At 53.6% G+C, this 16,504-nt stretch carries 14 protein-coding genes and 1 tRNA gene; 3 read left to right on the top strand and 12 right to left on the bottom strand.

Annotated elements, in window-relative coordinates; genetic code table 11:
* The 8 genes from ACH2EM_RS02045 to dcm all read right to left on the bottom strand — a co-directional run.
* A partial coding sequence (locus ACH2EM_RS02045) for a DUF2156 domain-containing protein (RefSeq protein ID WP_395150392.1) occupies nucleotides 1-696 on the bottom strand: 696 nt, incomplete at its 3' end.
* A complete protein-coding gene (locus tag ACH2EM_RS02040) occupies nucleotides 690-1,358 on the bottom strand; it encodes a dTMP kinase (RefSeq protein WP_395150391.1) in 669 nt (222 codons plus the stop codon). The genes ACH2EM_RS02040 and ACH2EM_RS02045, both read right to left, overlap by 7 nt.
* Entirely contained in the window at nucleotides 1,355-2,137 is a 783-nt protein-coding gene (thyX, locus tag ACH2EM_RS02035) for an FAD-dependent thymidylate synthase (RefSeq protein ID WP_395150389.1), read from the bottom strand. Before thyX ends, ACH2EM_RS02040 begins: the two co-directional genes overlap by 4 nt.
* A 19-nt stretch (nucleotides 2,138-2,156) precedes the next feature.
* Nucleotides 2,157-4,655, bottom strand: a complete 2,499-nt coding sequence (locus tag ACH2EM_RS02030; RefSeq protein WP_395150388.1) for an ATP-dependent helicase — start codon at nucleotides 4,653-4,655, stop codon at nucleotides 2,157-2,159.
* A gap of 275 nt (nucleotides 4,656-4,930) precedes the next feature.
* A complete protein-coding gene (locus ACH2EM_RS02025; RefSeq protein WP_395150387.1) occupies nucleotides 4,931-5,953 on the bottom strand; it encodes a rod shape-determining protein in 1,023 nt (340 codons plus the stop codon).
* Nucleotides 5,954-6,014: 61 nt separating this feature from the next.
* Complete coding sequence (locus tag ACH2EM_RS02020; protein ID WP_395150386.1) at nucleotides 6,015-6,740, bottom strand: ComF family protein; 726 nt, start codon at nucleotides 6,738-6,740, stop codon at nucleotides 6,015-6,017.
* On the bottom strand, nucleotides 6,737-8,956 hold the full coding sequence (locus ACH2EM_RS02015; protein WP_395150385.1) for an ATP-dependent RecD-like DNA helicase: 2,220 nt from the start codon (nucleotides 8,954-8,956) through the stop codon (nucleotides 6,737-6,739). The genes ACH2EM_RS02020 and ACH2EM_RS02015 overlap by 4 nt, the downstream gene beginning before the upstream one ends.
* 598 nt (nucleotides 8,957-9,554) lie before the next feature.
* Nucleotides 9,555-10,787 (bottom strand): DNA (cytosine-5-)-methyltransferase, encoded by a 1,233-nt coding sequence (dcm, locus tag ACH2EM_RS02010; protein WP_395150384.1) that lies wholly within the window; start codon nucleotides 10,785-10,787, stop codon nucleotides 9,555-9,557.
* Nucleotides 10,788-10,980: 193 nt separating this feature from the next.
* Between dcm and ACH2EM_RS02005 the strand changes: the two genes are divergently transcribed.
* Nucleotides 10,981-12,336, top strand: a complete 1,356-nt coding sequence (locus tag ACH2EM_RS02005; RefSeq protein ID WP_395150383.1) for a Sau3AI family type II restriction endonuclease — start codon at nucleotides 10,981-10,983, stop codon at nucleotides 12,334-12,336.
* Between the two features lie 189 nt (nucleotides 12,337-12,525).
* Here the strand turns inward: ACH2EM_RS02005 and ACH2EM_RS02000 are convergent, their stop codons facing one another.
* Complete coding sequence (locus ACH2EM_RS02000; RefSeq protein WP_395150382.1) at nucleotides 12,526-13,548, bottom strand: YeiH family protein; 1,023 nt, start codon at nucleotides 13,546-13,548, stop codon at nucleotides 12,526-12,528.
* A gap of 163 nt (nucleotides 13,549-13,711) precedes the next feature.
* Here ACH2EM_RS02000 and ACH2EM_RS01995 point away from each other — a divergent pair, with 163 nt between their 5' ends.
* Nucleotides 13,712-14,593, top strand: a complete 882-nt coding sequence (locus ACH2EM_RS01995; RefSeq protein WP_395150381.1) for a LysR family transcriptional regulator — start codon at nucleotides 13,712-13,714, stop codon at nucleotides 14,591-14,593.
* 66 nt (nucleotides 14,594-14,659) lie between these two features.
* Here the strand turns inward: ACH2EM_RS01995 and ACH2EM_RS01990 are convergent, their stop codons facing one another.
* Nucleotides 14,660-15,136 (bottom strand): DUF2726 domain-containing protein, encoded by a 477-nt coding sequence (locus ACH2EM_RS01990; protein ID WP_395150380.1) that lies wholly within the window; start codon nucleotides 15,134-15,136, stop codon nucleotides 14,660-14,662.
* Nucleotides 15,137-15,299: 163 nt separating this feature from the next.
* Here ACH2EM_RS01990 and ACH2EM_RS01985 point away from each other — a divergent pair.
* Nucleotides 15,300-15,375, top strand: a tRNA-Asn gene (locus tag ACH2EM_RS01985).
* Between the two features lie 181 nt (nucleotides 15,376-15,556).
* Here ACH2EM_RS01985 and ACH2EM_RS01980 read toward each other — a convergent pair.
* Together ACH2EM_RS01980 and ACH2EM_RS01975 are read right to left on the bottom strand one after the other, a co-directional pair.
* Entirely contained in the window at nucleotides 15,557-15,952 is a 396-nt protein-coding gene (locus ACH2EM_RS01980; RefSeq protein WP_395150379.1) for a holin family protein, read from the bottom strand.
* A gap of 11 nt (nucleotides 15,953-15,963) precedes the next feature.
* Nucleotides 15,964-16,504 (bottom strand): GH25 family lysozyme (locus ACH2EM_RS01975; RefSeq protein WP_395150378.1); only part of this gene is annotated, 541 nt, incomplete at its 5' end.

The raw sequence follows: 16,504 nt of genomic DNA, 5'->3' as shown, positions 1-16,504 counted from the left end.
GTCAAAGATGCGCTCGTTGATGGCACTGCCAAAGGAAAAGGCCACAATGCGGCCCCCTGCGGTGATGTAGCCGCCTTCCAGAGGCAGCTGGTCAAAGTGGTCAAACAGCATTTCAATGGCTTCGTGCTCCATCTGGATGCCCTCATCCTCCCGGTTATCCGGCATAGAAGCCCACTCCCGGTTAAACTGGCGCACCTGGGGCACTGCCTCGCTGGTAAGGGGATGAAATTCCCAGTCGGGATTTTCCCGCACAAAGCGGGAAACATGGTTGCGCTTTTTCTGGAATTTTTTGCCCGGCAGCTCTGCCAGCTCTGCCCGGTCGTAGATATACTCATAATCTCCCCGGGCTGCCTCGATTTCAAATAAGCCGGGGTACCACTGCTCTAGCCGCTGCTTTGCCTCCACCGAAACACCGTACAAAAAGGCAGGTTTGCCCTGCTGGCGTATATCCTGGATGATGGCATCCACCGCTTCCTTCTCGTCTCCATGGCCTGCGGGGTACAGGTACCGAAGGGTGCCATCCCGGTCGCTGCGGGCAATGGCGTGGTCGCCAAAGGCAGCCACCTGGGTGTTGTAAACCTTGCTCCACATATACAGGGTTACAAAGCTGTAGGTGCTGGTCATGTAGCCGCTGGCGTGCAGCAGCGGCACCAGCCATTCGCTGTCCTGGGGTTCAATGGGTTTGAAGTTTAACATAAAATCTCCTTCACGGCTGCCAGTACATCCCCCTGAATGGATTCAATGGAGCGCATAGCCTGATTTTCACAGCACTCCACCGTAATCCAGCCCAGTGTGTGAGCACAGTAATCAGCCGCTTGTCTGCTTTGTTTTAAATAGTCCACATCCCGTTCGTGGATGTCTTTTTTGGTTTCGTTGTTGTGGTAACGCTGGCTCATAAGCTGCTGGCTTACCTCTGGGTCCACCCGCAGGTAGATTACCCGGTCCGGCGCAGGAATGCCCAGCCTGTTGTATTCGTGGTCAAACAGCCAGTCCAAAAAGGCGGGCCACTCCTGCGGGGGCAGCTTGGAGCATTGATGAATGGCATTGCTGGTGGTATACCGGTCTGCAATCAGGATGCCCCCCTGCTGGTAAAAGCTTCCCCAATCGGTTCGGTAGCTGGCAAAGCGGTCCACTGCAAAAAAAGCGGAGGCCGCATAGGCGCTTACATCCTGAGCGGACGAACCAAACTTACCGGCCAGATACATCCGTACCAAGGCAGAGGAATCGCTTTCATAATCCGGAAAGGTAATGCGCCGCACCGGCAGCCCCATTTCCTGAATGGCCTGGCACAGGGCTTGGGACTGGGTAGCCTTTCCGCTGCCGTCCAGCCCTTCAATGGCAATCAGCTTTCCTTTCATTTGCCCTCTGCCTCCTGCTTGAGGCTGGCATATTTCTGGCGGATTTCAGCCGCCTTGCCGCAGGTCATGGGGCCTTCGGTGCAGCCGCCCTTTGCACAGCCGGGGCCTGCCGCCGCAAACAGAGCGGGGGCCACGGGGTACACCAGCTTGAGCATTTCATCCGCCAGGGCCCGGATTTCCCACTGGGCCCGCTCGCAGCACCGGTGCCGGAAGAAATTTTGCAGGCTGCGGGCGTTCATGGTAACAATCATTTTAGTGTCGCAGGCGTTGGGCAGCACAAAGCGGGCATCCTCAATGGCCATCTTTTCAGCCTTTTTGGCAGCCTGGGCTTCGTCCATACCCTGGGCCATCAGCTGGCGGATGTGCCCATCCTTCAAAATGGCTGCAATGCGCTTGTAGGTTTCGTTCTGTTCCTCCATGGCCTGGGTGAAGGCTTCCAGCGCCTGGGGGTCATCCTGCACCGCAGGGGGGGTTACATAGTCGAACTGGTCCAGCCGCACATAGCGCTGGCTCTGTACGCTGTAACTGGCCAGCCGGTGACGGGTAATCTGGGCCAGCAAGCTGCGGGAGACCCCTTCAATGGCAAAAGTGAAGCTCACATGCTCGGTGGGGCTTTCGTGGCCCATCTTAGCCAGTTTTTCCACAAAGGCACGGCTTTTTTCGGGGGTTAAATCTGCCAGCAGGTCGTCAACGCCCACATGGGAGTAGCACAGCTTTGCCGCTGCGGCCACCACCTGTTCCGGCTGGGGGGTATGTGCAATCAAAGATACCTTAAACATGGAACTGCCTCCAAGAACTTTATTTTACCAGGGTAAGGGGTGCATAGTTGGCCATGGTCTTTTTAACCCCCACAGAATCAAATCGAATTTCCACAATCGTATCTCCTGCGGCGGGGGTGGCCTTCAGCACAACACCCCGGCCAAAGACCTTGTGTTCCACCACATCGCCAGGGCGGAAGGTCTTGCCAGCGGACTGGGTCTTTTTGGGGGGTGTGGCCCCTGCGGTTACGGTGGAGCTTCCAAAGCGGCCGCTGGGTGCGCCGGTGGAACTGCTCTTGAACCGGGGCTGGGCTGCACTGGCTGCCTGGCCGGCACCGCCAAAGGCAGCACTGCCCCACTGGGGCCGCTGGCCGCCCATTCCCACCGAAGTGCCGGAGCCTGCACCCCAGCCGGCTCCCTCCCACCGGCCGTAGGAACGGCTGGTGGCCATGGGGCTTTCCTCCAGTTGCAGCAGGCTTGGGTCAATTTCCTCCAAAAAGCGGGAGGGCGGGTTGCGGCGGGTTTGGCCAAACATCAGCCGGCTCTGGCTGGAAGAAAGATACAGCTGCTTTTTGGCACGGGTAATGCCCACATAGCAAAGGCGCCGTTCCTCCTCCAGCTCCTCGTCAGAGCGGCGGGCCATCTCGCTGGGGAAGATGCCCTCCTCCAGACCCACCAGGAATACATATTCGTATTCCAGACCCTTGGCGGAGTGCATGGTCATCATAACCACCACATCGGTTTCCTCGTCGTAGCTGTCCAGGTCGGAAATCAGGGCCACTTCCTCCAAGAATCCTTGCAGGGTGGCTTCCTCGCCCTTCTGGTCCGCATAGGTTTTGATGCTGGACACCAGCTGACCAAGGTTTTCCAGCCGGGAGGCTCCTTCCTCCCCCTGACTCTCCAGCATGGCCTGGTAACCGGTCTGTTCCATAACGGCTTTTACCAGCTCATCCAGGGGCAGCGTTTCGCTGGCCTGTTTCAGCCGCTGGTACATGGCCCAAAAACTGCTCAAAGCTGCTGCGGCCCGGCTGAGGGAGGGGTATTCCCTCACCTGAGCGCACACCTCCAGCAGGGAGAGCCCCAGCTGGCTGCCGATTTCGCTCATTTTATCCACAGTGGTGCCGCCGATTTTGCGGGCAGGCTCGTTGATGATGCGTTTCAGGCGCAAATCGTCGCTGGGGTTTGCCAGCACAGACAGGTAGGAAACAATATCCTTTACTTCCTTACGGTCGTAGAATCGCTGGCCGCCCACAATTTTGTAGGGAATACCTGCCCGGGCAAAGTAGGTTTCCACCGGGCTGGACTGGGCGTTCATGCGGTAGAGCACTGCATGGTCCCGCAAGCGGGCGCCATTGCGCAGATTTTGGCCAATGATGGTGGCAATGTGAGAAGCCTCGTCCTGCTCATTTTCCGCCGTATAATGCTGGATGGGCAGGCCCTGGCCGTTTTCGGTCCACAGAGTTTTGCCCTTGCGGCCCAGGTTGTTTTTAATCACGCCATTGGCTGCATTCAAAATGGTGGAGGTGGAACGGTAGTTCTGTTCCAGCCGAATGACCTTTGCGCCCCGGAAATGCTCCTCAAAGTTGAGGATATTCTCAATGGTGGCACCACGGAACCGGTAGATGCTCTGGTCGTCGTCGCCCACTACGCAGATGTTTTTGTAGCCATCCGCCAGCAGGCGCACCAGGTGGAACTGGGCAATGCTGGTATCCTGATACTCGTCCACCAGAATATACCGGAATTTCTGCTGGTAAAATTGCAGTACATCCGGGTTTTGCTGCAACAGGCGCACCGTGTAATAAATCAGGTCGTCAAAGTCCATGGCACCGGCCCGCTTGAGCCGCCGGGCATAGTTCTGGTAAATTTTTGCCAGCAATCCGGCCTTGGTGTCCTGCGGGGCTTCCATGGCTTCTTCCGGGCTGATGAGCTGGTCCTTCATGCGGCCAATCTGCCCCATGGCAGACTTGAGGGGCAAAAACTTATCGTCCACCATCAGCTCTTTGTAGGTTTCCTTCATGGCCCGTTCCTGGTCGCTGCTGTCGTAGATGGTAAAGCTGGTGGGAAAGCCCAGCCGGTCTGCATCCTTACGCAGCATCCGCACACAGGCAGAGTGGAAGGTAGAGGCGTTCACATCCGCCCCCTGCTCCTGGCCCAGCATGGCGGCCAGACGGTTTTTAAGCTCCCCTGCCGCCTTGTTGGTAAAGGTAATGGCAAGCACATTCCAGGGGCGGGCATTCTCCCACCGCATCAGCCGTTCCAGCTGCGGGGGCACCTGGGTTTTGGTTTGTACTGCATGGCGCAGAGCCTCCAGCTGCTCCGGCTCCACCGGGCCAGCCAGATGCTGGGAGCCATGGGCCTTGCCAAAGCGGATGATGTTGGCAATACGGTTTACCAGCACGGTTGTTTTGCCGCTGCCTGCACCGGCCAAAATCAGCAATGGCCCTTCGGTAGAAAACACCGCCTGCTTTTGCACCGGGTTCAAACGGCCAAACTGCTGTTCAATGTAACGATCTCTCAGTTGTAAAAACTCCGTTGTCATAGCTGCTCCCCATTGATTGGTTTGGTGGGCTGTGCCGCCATAGGCCTGCAAAACCCAAATCCAGGCAGGTGGGCAACCCCACACCGCCTGGGCGTACATAGTTCATTGTATCATGTCTTTTATCATACCACACTTTTGAGCCTGCGCAAAGCGGGTGCAGCGCAAAAGTTCACCTATTTGGTGGTTTTTGTGGAACTTAGTCACCTTCTGCCGCTGCGAACAAACAGCCCCTGTCTTTTGGGACAGGGGCTGTAAGCATTCATAAATACCGGGCTTTAACGGCGGCCCAGCCGGGGGGTGGCGTCCTTAAAGCCAGTCTCTAAATCCTCGCCAATGACCAGGCTCTGGGCGGTACCCAGGGCCACGCAGTTGATGGGATCCGGCGATACCACCACATTTACCTTCAGCCGCTGGCTCATGTATTCCGGCAGACCCTTGAGCATAGCCCCGCCGCCGGTAAGCATGATGCCATCGGTGAAGATATCGCCAGAAAGTTCCGGCGGAGTTTTTTCCAGCACCTGGTGGGCTGCCACCGTGATTTGCTCCACCAGAGGGCTGATGGCCTCGGCCAAATCCTCGGTGCAGACGGTAAATTTCTGGGGCAGACCGGTAAGCAGGCTGCGGCCCTTTACCTCCATGGAGCCGGAGAACACGCCGGGCTGGCAGCAGGCCACCTGCTTTTTCAGCTCCTCGGCAGTGCGCAGGCCAATGGCCACATTGAACTTAGCCCGCACGCAGCGCACAATTTCATCGTCAAAGGTGTTGCCTGCCACATTCACGCTGGTGGAGCGCACCTTGCCGCCCAGGCTGATGACCGCAATATCGGTGGTGCCGCCGCCGATGTCCACCACCATGTGGCCAGAGGGCTGGCGCACATCAATGCCGGAGCCCATGGCTGCTGCCAGCGGCTCGTCCACCAAAAATACCTGCCGGGCACCGGCGGCCACCACAGCCTCCACCACGGCGTCACTCTCGATGCCGGTAATGGCAGCGGGCACACATACCGCCACACGGGGCTTAATCAGCCGAGAATCATACACCTTGTTCACAAACCGGCAAATCAGCTCTTTGGTAAGCATGTGGTTGGAGATAACGCCATCTTTAAGGGGACGAATGGCCGAGATGTAGTTGGGGGTACGGCCCACCATGGCCAGGGCTTCATCGCCCACAGCCAACACCTGGTCTTTGCGGTTGTCCAGCGCAACCACGCTGGGCTGGTTGAGCACCACGCCCTTGCCCGCCACTGCCACAATGATGGAAGTGGTGCCAAGGTCGATGCCGATGTCGTATTGTGCCATAACGGTAAAATCCTCTCTTGCTCTAAACTCATGGGCCAGCCTGGCCCTTATTCTGGCCAAATTACAGCAGCGGAGTAGCTGCCAGGGTAACAGCGAACACATCCATTGCGCCCGCTTTGCGCAGCGCCTTGCCGCAGTTGGAAACGGTAGCTCCGGTGGTGATTACATCGTCCACCAGCAGCACCCGCTTACCCTCCACCTGCTGGGGCTGGGGCACGCCGTAGGCATTGCGCACATTTTCCATGCGCTGCTGGGCCGTTTTGCCCTCCTGCTTTTGGGTTGGCCTTGTTTTGCACAGGCCGCAGGGCAGCAGCGGCAAATCCAGCGACTGGGCAATCGGTATCGCCAGATGGGCAGGCAGATTGTAGCCCCTGGTCCGGTCGTCCCCCGGTACGGGAATCACCAGGTCCCAGCTGCGCAGCACCGGGCCGCTTTCCTGTATGATTATACCACGCCTTTGCCGGAAAGTACAACCCAAAAGCGTGCTCGCCATCAGAACACCCAGCTCCCTGGCGTACCATACCCGGCCAGCATTTTTCATTCGCAGAATGCAGCCCCGCACGCAGCCATCATACTGGTATACGCTGGCCGCCCCGGAAAGATAATCCAAACAGTGGTCCCCTGCGGGCAGACGGGGCACAACTCGCTTGTGGCACGCCAGCTGCTGCTGGCAGTGGGGGCACTGAACCAGCATCCCCAGCACTCGCTCACAAAAGGGGCATCGCCGGGGATACACCAGCGCTGCAATCACCATCCGATGATGCTCCGCCCCTTTGGGGGCAATCATAGACTATCACCCTGGCAGAGCAAATCTGCCAGGCAGCTGTACCGCATATTCTGCCGCACATTTTCCACCATGCGGCTCACTGTATCGGTGCGCCCGGTAAGCACACAAAGATTTTTTGCACGGGTCACCCCCGTGTACAGCAGGTTGCGGTAACAAAGTTTTTCCGGCAAATCGCTCACCGGCATTACCACTGCCGCAAACTCACTGCCCTGGCTTTTGTGCACCGTAACCGCATAGGCAATTTCCAGTTCGGGAATGGTTTCGGCGGTGTATACCAGCTTGCGGTCATCCATCTGTACCAGCAGGGCCCGTTCCCCTGGGTCTACTCCCAAAATAATGCCCAAATCGCCGTTGAAGGCCCCTACCCCGGCTTCTCCGCCGTCTCGCTCAAAGGGAATCAGATAGTTGTTGCGCACCTGCATTACCTTATCGCCCAAGCGAAAAATCTGGCCGGCCATTTCCAGCTGAGGCTTATCCGCCGCCGGGGGGTTGAGAATCGCCTGCAATCGCTGGTTAAGGGCCGCCGTGCCCACCGGGCCTTTTTTGGTGGGGCACAGAACCTGAATGTCCCGCACCGGGTCCAGGCCATAGCTGCGGGGCAGCCGCTGGGCCACCAAATCGCACACCAACTGCTGGCAAGCCAGGCCGCTGGCCTGTAAAAAAAAGAAATCACTGGTTTTATCGCCCCGTAAGGGAGCAAGCCCCTGCACAATGCGGTGGGCGTTTTCCACAATCATGCTCTGGTTCTGCTGCCGAAAAATCCGGGTAAGGCTGACGGTGGGCACAATGCCGCTGCGCACCACTTCGCTGAGTACATTCCCTGCCCCCACGCTGGGCAGCTGGTCGGAATCGCCCACCATAATAATACGGCAGCCGTGGCGCAAAGCGGCCAGCAAGCTCTGAAAAAGCTTTGCATCCACCATACTCATCTCGTCCAGAATCACCACATCGTATTTTAGCAGATTCTTTTCGTTGTGAATAAACCGCACCAGCCGCAGCTGGGGGTCATAATCCACCTCCAACAGCCGGTGAATGGTCTGGGCCTTCTGGCCGGTCAGCTCGCTGAGCCGCTTGGCAGCCCGGCCGGTGGGCGCACACAGGGCCACCCGGTCCGCCTGGTGCTGAAACAAGGCCAAAATGGCATTCACCGTGGTGGTTTTGCCGGTGCCGGGGCCACCGGTAAGCACCATTACATTGCTGCACAGAGCCATCTCAATGGCCCACCGCTGCTCCGGCGCATAGGCAAAGCCCTGGGTGCGTTCCAGCACCTGGATGTTCTGTTCCAGCTCCTTGGGCTGGGTGGCAGGATAGCGGGTCAGCTCCCACAAACGGGCGGCAATGTCCTGCTCTGCTTTGAGCATATCCGGCAGGTAGATGTACTCCTTGCCCTGGCATTGGTGCAGGCAAACCTCCTCCCGGGCCAGTGCCTCGTCCAGCTGGGTGCTGACCACATCGCTGGAAATCTGCAAAAAGCGGGCGGTGGTATCCAGCAACTGGCTGCGGGGCAGGCAGGTATGGCCGTTGCCGCCGTTGTGCCGCAGCACATACAAAAGCCCTGCCCACACCCGCAAACTGCCGTCCTGGGCCAGTTCCATCTGGGCAGCAATGGCATCCACCTGGGCAAATTTCATGCGCAAAGGCTCGCCGCACAGCAGGTAGGGGTTGTTGCGGATGGCTTCCACTGTGCCGGGGCCAAAACTGCGGTACACCTCCACCGCTTTTACCGGGGCAATCCCGAACCGGCCCAGATAGGCCACCGCCTCCCGCACGCCGAACATCCGCCGGAATTCGTTGCTGATGGCCATGGCCTTCTGCTCGTTGATGCCCCGCAGTACCGTAAGGCGTGCCGGGTCGTTGGCAATCACCTCCAGGCTGTCCGCCCCGAAGGTTTCCACCAGTTTTTTTGCCGTGGAAGGCCCAATGTAGGGCAGCGCACCGCTGGACAGATAGGCCAGAGTAGCCGCCAAATCCTGTGGCATACTGGCCTCGCAGGAAACGCCCTTGAACTGGGGCCCGTGGGTGGGGTGGTTTTCAAACCGCCCATATACGGTGACGCTTTCCCCCACATTCACCTCGCCCAGGTTGCCGGTAACCACATGGAGCTCCCCGGCTACATTCACTTCAAAGACCACATAGCCGGTATCCCGGTTTTCAAAAATCACATGCTCGATGGTGCCTTCCATCCGCAGCAGTTCCTGCTCCTGTTCCTGTCCCATGCCGTCACCTGCCTTACTGACAAATTATGCTTTATTATAGCATAAACAATGGATAAAAGAAAAGACCGGGCCCAGCATGAAGCGACCCCAAAAAGAAGCATTGGGCAAAAATTTCTTAATATTGGGTAAATCAAACACATTAACGATTCCTTCCATAATCAAAAAAGATTGCCGCCGTATTCAGGAACTGCTTTGGATACTAATCCAAGTCAATAAAGAAGCCCTAAAAAGACTCTCTCAAAGACCCAGCGCTTACAACCCCAAATACAATATCCAATGCAAAGCAGGAGTGGTGCTGCTTACGCTGCTCCACTCCTGCCAAAACACAATATTCCACCTCAGTGACTTTTCCTACTGTCTACATAACCTGATACACTTTATTATCTATCTCCAGTAAGAATCTCTCATTGTTTGACAATATAGTTTTTTAAGTACTGAAACAATATTGTTTTTGCGACTACTTCAAAAGACACTTCCTATACTTTTCTCTTGTAACAATTAAAGCTTTTTCTGAATCAAACCCTTCCCAATGGCAGCTAGATGCCTAGTCTCGCTCTCCGTATCTTCACTGGGTCTTATGTTGCACTCCTTACATGAATCAAGCATAAAACATCTTTAAGATTTGCTCGCCCATTTTAGTAATTAACGGAACCACAAGCGCATTTCCCATAATAAAATAACGCTGACGCTCCGGCATCTCAGTATTAGTCCAGTTATCTGGAAAACCATTGAGGCGCTCGCACTCAATCGGTGTCAGCTTCCGCTTTTTACCGTTACCTTTATCCTCGATAATATGCGTGCTACGATTAAGACTTCCTTCGCTGGTGAGCATAGTTCGCCCGGGGCGATTTAATGGATCAGGGAATGCAATAGCCCCTTCACTGAACCAGTACGAGTAACCCGTTTTGCTCGTTCGTTCTATCTTTTTGGCCCCCTTCAGATAGGTCCACTTTTCTAATGCCTCACCTGTAATGTAGTATTTTTCATCTACAGGCCCATCCTCTATAATCTCCGACAATGTGATGGCAGGGGTGTGGCTAGGCATCAATTCTTCACTATATACCTTGCCATCCAGCATCACACCTGCATTATAAAAAGCTGCAACAAAATTCTCTGTTAAATCCACAAGATTCTCATACTTATTCACATCAGAAACCGATACCTTGCGATTTATATTATGCATAACTTCCACCGGAAAAGCCCCAGCAAAAAATCCACTCTTTGTAATCCACTCAAAAGCTGCATCTTCAAACTCATCTTGCTCCAAGCAATGGTAATCTACCGTCTCTTTTTTGACTGCAAAAATGAAAGTGCGCCGCCTGCGTTGAGCATTTCCATAATCGGCAGCGTTAATCACACGCCACTCTACTAGGTAACCTTCTTCTTCCAAGCAACGCAGAATGATTCCAAAATCACGGCCGCGCTGCTTGGCGGGAGATTTTAATAAGCGGTCCACATTCTCGAGCAAGATAAATCTGGGATGATGTGCACGGATAATATCATGTATCGACCACCAAAGCACACCTTTCTTTCCTTCAATTCCTTGTGCACCAGTTTGGGCAACAGAATAATCCTGACAAGGAAACCCTCCGACTAATAAATCGTGATCCGGAACTTGATCCAAAACAGTAGCAATATCCTTATTACAGCAATTAGCGTCATCTCCAAAATTTGTGCAGTAGCATTTGTATGCCCACTGGCCGCTCTGTCCAGGTTCCCACTGATTTGCCCAGATAGTCTTAAATCGAGAGGAACACCGCTCAAAGCCGACACGAAACCCGCCAACGCCAGCAAAAAGTTCAACGATGCGGATATCCTGATTCTTTTCCACTTTTACTCGTCCTCTCTTTTATGTTATTCTTAAAGTATATGTATCACAGATAAGGAGTATAGCATATTCGACCAAAAAGATCAAGACTTTTTCGTCAAGTTAGCTCTGTAATTCCGACACCTTTTCCTTTAGGGCTAAGACTTTTTAAATCTGTACAACTCATACACCATTTTTTCAGAAAGGGGCTAGCCTTATGAAAAACACAATATACAATACCAAAGAAGCCGTCTTGCGCCGTGCACAAGATGCCATCAATATCCCAATGAAAGATATCGATAAAACCGGGCGTATAAAAACAGGTAAAGGGGCCATCGGAACAGTTCTTGAGGAAAGTTGGTTTGGTTACACTCCCAACAACGAGTCTGAACCAGATTTCCCGGAAGCTGGTGTAGAACTAAAAGCTACCCCGTATATTCGAACTAAAAATGGAATACGAGCCAAGGAGCGTTTGGTCTGCAACATCATCAATTACATGACAGAGTATGAAAAAACATTTGGCACTAGTGATTTCTGGCGCAAATGTCAAACTATGCTAATCATGTCTTACGAATATCGAACAGGAGTCTCCAAAGAGGAGTTCTATATTGACAAAGCGATTCTCTTTAGTTTCCCGATAGAGGATTTGATTATTATCCAACAGGACTGGATGAAACTAATGGATAAAATTCGCGCCGGCCAAGCTCACTTAATTACAGAGGGCGATACACTTTATCTAGCCGCTTGTACGAAAGGTGCAACAGCAGCTACGGTCCGCCAACAACCATTCAATTCTATCCGAGCCAAGCAGCGGGCATACTCCTTAAAATCATCTTATATGACACGGATATTAAAAAATTTCGTGTTTGGCAATCAAGAGGATGAACATATTATCAAAGATTGGCGAGCGCTTACTAAACATACTTTTGAAGACCACATCATTGGTATGCTTCGCCCATATTTTGGTATGACACAAGAGCAACTCAAGGCACACTTTGTAGTCGACTCAAAGGCAAAAAACTTGAACGAGGTCTTGTTGGCAAAAATGCTCGGGATTCGCGGCAAAATTGCATACACGAATGAATTCCAAAACGCAAGTATTGTCCCCAAAACAATACGAATCCAGCGTAATGGACGCATCAAGGAATCTATGTCCTTCCCCACATTTCGATTCACACAAATTATAAACGAAACATGGGAAGATTCTGAACTGCGTAATTATTTAGAGCCAACGAAGTTTCTATTCGTTATATTCGAAGAATCTGAGCAAGGCGAGTATGTGTTTTCCCGTGTGAAGTTCTGGAATATCCCCTCGGAAGATTTGGAGGAAGTCAGAAAGGTTTGGGAACGCACAGTCAAAATTATTCGCAATGGTGTAGAGCTTCATTTTGATGGTTATGCCATGCGAAACAATCTACCAAAATCATCTGAAAATCGTGTGTCCCATGTGCGCCCGCACGGGCGAAACGCAAGCGACACCTACCCTCTACCAGATGGTAGGAAAATGACCAAGCAATGCTTCTGGCTCAATAACAGCTACCTTGAACAAATTCTAAAAGACGATATTCGCTAAACAACTTGAGCAAACCAAGAAGCACCGTTCGCTAAGCCTAACAAACCCAAAGCAGAAGTGGCGCAGCTAATGCTGCGCCACTTCTGCTTTGAATTTGTTATTTCTGTCTATGCAATCGTTTCTATGTGCGCCTGTTCGATTTAGAGCTTGTAATCCGGTTCTGCACACTTTACTACCGCAAATCCTTTATCATGCACCAAAAAAGATGCGAATGAGTACCAAAGCCATAACCACCTGGCAGGTGCCAACCCCTGCGCCGTACAGCAGTGCTTTGGGGCCTTCTGCTGCCAAGTCACGGAATTTTACCCGCATACCAATGGCCGCCAGGGCAATAATCTCAAACTGCTGGCTCACCAGCTTGGCGCCATGGCTTACCACGCCGGGAATCAGTCCCAGGCTATGAAGCACAGCCAGGATAAAGAAGCCAATGATGAACCAGGGCACACCAGCCTTCACCTTGGTGGCAGATGCATCGGAGCTCTTTTTGCCAAACAGGGGGGTGCTGTCGCTGCTTACATCCATACGGGAGTACAGCAGTGCCACCAGCACAATGAATACAATTCGGATAATTTTAAAGATGGTTGCACTTTCCACCACCGGGTCACTGACCAGCTTGGCGGAGGCAATTACCTGGCCGATGGATTGCAGGGTACCACCAATCATGGCGGAGGTGTGCATCACTTCATGCTGATACACCAGGCCGGTAACCAGCGGCAGAAGAATCATCAGCAGGGTACCTGTTACATTTACAATAGTAATAGAGATACCCTTATCCTTGCTGTCTGCATCCACCACCGGAGAAACCGTTGCAATAGCCGAGGAACCGCACACCGCATTGCCGGCACCCATCAGCAGGCTGAACCGTTTGCCAAAGCCCATACGCCGGCCAATCTGGTAGGCCACCAGCAGGGTAAGACCCATCTGGCACAAAATAAAGCCCACGCCCTGCAAGCCTACTGCCAGAATATCGCTGAGCATGAGGGTGGCACCGGTGAGCACAATGGAATACTCCAGCAGGCTTCGCTCAGAAAATTTTGTGCCGCTTTCAAAGCAGCTTTTGTTTAAAAAGGTGTTGCCGCACAGAATGCCCAGTCCAATGGCAAACAGTGCCGCTCCAATGGACGGAAACAGCACGGCGATGCCCTGTGCAATCACTGCAATTACCAGGCACACCAAAAAGCCCGGTGCATTGTTGGTAATGGTTTGTTTCATGGTTGTTTCTCCCTTTTGCCCTGCCTGCGTTATGGCTGTTTGGCAGAGATTCGTTTTTTGTTCCGCACTTGATTATAGCGCCGCTTTTGTATAAAATCAAATTAGTTTTTACGGTCAATCAATAAATTTTTCTTATATATTGTTTTTGAAGGAGGTTTTTTGTATGCTGGATACCAAGCTATATACTTTTTTGCAGCTGGCCCAGTGCAGCACCACCCTGGAATGTGCCCGGCTGCTGCATCTCACCCAGCCTGCTGTAAGCCAGCACATCAAGGCATTGGAAACCCAGTATGGCACCAAGCTGTTTCAAAAGGAAGGCCGCCGCCTGGTGCTTACCAGCCAGGGCAAGCGGCTGTTTCAGCTGTGCCAGCGGCTGCACACCATGGACCAGCAGATTCACCGGGAGATGCGCCAGGCCAGCCAAACCAGCCTGCAACTGGGCGTTACCCTCTCCATCGCCCATGGCTGTATGGCCCAGCTCATGCCACGCCTGTTGGATGCATTCTGCCCCATGCAGCTGCACCTAAACCAGCAAAACACCGCCCAGCTGCTGCATCAGTTGGACAACGGCCAGCTGGATTTAGCCTTTGTGGAGGGCAACTTCGCCCACCACGAATACACCTATCGGCCCTTTTGCCAAAGCCGTTTTGTGGGCCTTTGCGCACCTTTTAGCCCCTGGATCAGCTGTACCCAGCTCACCCAGCTGCTGGATGCTCCCCTGCTGCTGCGAGAAACCGGCAGCGGCACACGGGACATCTTTGAAAGCGAATGCCGGGCCCGAAACCTGGACCCTTCGGATTTTTCCACCTGCTCCACCATCAACCACATTCCCACCCTGCTGGAACTCACCGCCCAGGGCCGGGGCATTACCTTTGCCTACGAGGCAGCGGCCCAATCCCTTTTAAAAGAAGGCCGCCTGGAGGTGATTCCCTTGCAGGACTTTGTGCTGGCCCGTTCCTTTCATGGCGTATGGCTGCCGGGCCACCCCCAGGAACAGCAGTTTGAGCAGATGGTGCAGCTGGCGCAGCAGGTGCTGGCCCAGTGAGCACATCCCACAACGCCAGCTTCCATGTTTACTCTGTGCACCGCTGCCCGGTTGCAGGTGCCGAACTTACAAATCCTCAAACAGGCGTTCCACTTCCTCCTGTGAGATGTGGTCCACTCGTTTAAGGGGAATGCCCGCCGCCCGGAATGCCCGATTTTTAAATTCATCCTTCCTGCGGGCATGGGGCGTGTCGTGGGTGCTGTCATCCAGTTCCAGCGCAAACAATACCTGGAGCTGATAATCGCACACCACAAAATCCACATGCTTTTGGGAAATACGATTAAAGTATTTCATATAATCCTTGCGGGTATTTACCGAAAGCAGGTCTTTGAGGCCCACCTTGGGGCAGACAATGCACTGGTGCTGCCAGGCCACCCGGCGCAGTATTTTATAAAACTGGTACTCCCGCCGGGTCAGCAGAGGCTTTGCCTGGTAGGGGTACCGCTCTCGCCCTGCAATCAGCCATTGCACCACCAGGCCGGCCAGCAGCAGAACAGCCGCCGCCAGCCACCAGATTGCAGGGGATGTCATCCAATCGTTCATGGGGGTAATTCCTCGTTTCGACGCAAAATTTGGGACTTTTTGCAAATCCCGCTTTTGCATTATACCAAAGGCCAAAAAAATAATAAAATATTTTTTAAAAAACACTTGCAAAACAAAAAACTATGTGGTATATTAATTAAGCACTCACGAGTGCACAACATAATCCTCAATAGCTCAGTCGGTAGAGCATGCGGCTGTTAACCGCAGGGTCGTTGGTTCGAGTCCAACTTGGGGAGCCAGCACAAGAGTGCTTGTAGAGCCATTCTACAAGCACTCTTTCTTTTTACTGACACACTTACTAACACACTTTTTATTTTACTTTCGCAAGCTAAAGTAAATAATTTTCTAAAAAACACATCACCCCTCGAACCGTCAGGCAATTCTGGACGGTTCGAGGGGTGAGTTCGTTTGGGCTATAAATTATTTTGAATTGACGCCATTAATCTGCGCCAGGGCGTCCTTCAGCTTTTCGGGCATCGGCACTCCCAGCCGTGCGCCGTTTTCGACAAGGCTCAACGCTTCATTGGCAATGTAGAAACCCAGCACCATGTTCCGCATCATACCACCTGCGCCGGTGGCATTGTCCAAGATGTTTGCCATTGCCACAATGCACAGAATAAAGAACTTCTTAGCCAACCCCTTAAAGCCCACCTTGCTAGATAGTGTCCCTGCCAGGTAGGCAGCCACCACGCCGGTTGCATAGTCCAGCACCAGGGCCGTCAACAGGGAATTGAAAAGTGCGTCCCGCACCCCGAACAGGTAAGTAATCATACCAGCACAGACTGCCCCCACTGCGCTTGCTGCATTATTCGTCATTACTTCCCTCCTTATGCCACCTTTACCGGGATGTTGCCCAGCTGGGCAGCCTTGTCCGCCACCAGCTTATGCAGCACCGCAAAGTCGCCGGGGCTCACCGGCCCGATGGTAATGGTACTGAGGGCGGCAGGAGTGCTGGGCTGCTCCTGCTGTTCCGGGGGTCTGGTCTGTGCTGCACCGGAACCATCACCGGCAGGCATGCCGGCAGACTTGGCAAAGCCATTCAGGCCAGCACTGCGCATAATAGAGGGATACTCCTTGTAGCACTCGTTCAGGTCCACGTTGCCTCGCACACCGTCCACTTTGCCGGTGCTGGTGTACTGCCAGATGCCATAGGGCATAGGGCAGGTGCATTTGGGGCCGTACTGGGCCGCCCACACGTCAAAGCGGGACAGGTTTTTATAGTCCAGCTTATTCTTCACAAAGTCGGTGCTGGCATACAGCATACCGTAATATCCCGCACGCTCGATGGTTTCCAAAAATACCCGCACCGCCTGGGTGCGCTGAGCGTTGCTCTGGGTCAGAATGCAGGGCTCATACTCAATGTCATAG

Source organism: uncultured Allofournierella sp., from assembly GCA_944382705.1.
GTDB lineage: Bacteria > Bacillota > Clostridia > Oscillospirales > Ruminococcaceae > Allofournierella.
The sequence above is the reverse complement of the archived record's forward strand: the minus strand, read 5'-3'. Positions and strand labels throughout refer to the sequence as shown.